Source organism: Arsukibacterium sp. (genome assembly GCF_036735525.1).
Classification (GTDB): domain Bacteria; phylum Pseudomonadota; class Gammaproteobacteria; order Enterobacterales; family Alteromonadaceae; genus Alishewanella.
This window is the reverse complement of sequence record NZ_DAINOE010000215.1, coordinates 1-1,133: the sequence shown is the minus strand read 5'-3', so window position 1 is coordinate 1,133 and position 1,133 is coordinate 1. Positions and strand designations below refer to the sequence as shown.

General features: G+C 50.7%; 2 protein-coding genes. Both read left to right on the top strand.

What is annotated here, in order from left to right; translation table 11 throughout:
• Positions 1–28 precede the first annotated feature (28 nt).
• Positions 29–673 (top strand): phage adaptor protein, encoded by a 645-nt coding sequence (locus V7D78_RS17400; protein WP_333609713.1) that lies wholly within the window; start codon positions 29–31, stop codon positions 671–673.
• The coding region (locus V7D78_RS17395; protein WP_333609712.1) for a hypothetical protein at positions 673–1,133 on the top strand (461 nt) is incomplete at its 3' end. The genes V7D78_RS17400 and V7D78_RS17395, both read left to right, overlap by 1 nt.

Sequence of the window (1,133 nt, the reverse complement as noted above, 5' to 3'; positions counted from 1 at the left end):
CCGTTTAATTTACTAATCCGGTGCTGCCATGACGTTTTTAGAATTGTGCAACAGAGTGCGGCAGGAATCCGGCATATCTGGATCCGGCCCGCTTACTGTAATAAACCAGCAAGCTATTCTGGCTAAGGTTGTTGAGTGGGTGCGCCAGGCTGATTTGGATATACAACGCCTGCAGCCTACATGGACCTTTCTATGGCGCATTGGCAGCGCAGTAATGCAGACTGATGAACGGCAGTACAGTCTGCTTGATTTAGGCCTTGCCGACACCAACCGCATTAAAAACATGACTATTGGCGATCAGCCATTAATCGAAATGGGGTGGGATTGGTTTAAGCGCATGGGTTATGCCAGAAATACCGACAGGCACCAACCGACAGCATACACCTACCGGCCTGACGGAATACTGATGTTTTTCCCGATACCAGATCAGGATTATGTGATTGAGGTTGAGCGCAGCATATTGCCAACACAACTGCAGTTTGATGATGATGTATCGCTTATCCCTGAGCGCTTCCATGATGTGATCATGCGCAAGGCCTTGATGTACTACGCCAGCCATGAAGAAGATAACATGCTGCTGCAAGTGGCCACCATGCGTTATAACGACAGCCTGGCCGAGCTAAGCGCAGCCTGTTTACCTGTAATGAAGTTTGCGCCCAGGGGCTTTATTTAATGGCCAGCAATACTAGCGTTATTACCATACCGCTAAGAGGCGGTTTGAATGTGGCGGTAAGTGATCAGGCGCTACAGCCCGGCGAATGTACCGAGCTTATCAACTATGAGCTAACCACTACTGGCCGCTATCGCCGCGTACAGGGCTATGAACGCTTTGATGGTCAGCCAGCGCCATCAAAAGTTATCGGCGCTGATTTACCGGGGTTCCCATTTGACACCACTGATCAACTGATAGCCGCTATTAAAGCAGAGCGCACAGTGAGAACGGAAGCTATTGAGCCTGTGCCGGGGTCTGGCCCTGTGCTGGGTGTATTCCGTTTTGGCGGTAAGGTGTATGCCTTTCGCAATACTGCAGACGGTACTGCTGCAAAGATGCACGAAAGCAGCGGCACTGGCTGGGTAGAGGTCACTACGCCCGCGCTGGCAGCTGATGGTAAGTATGAGTTTATTGAAACCAA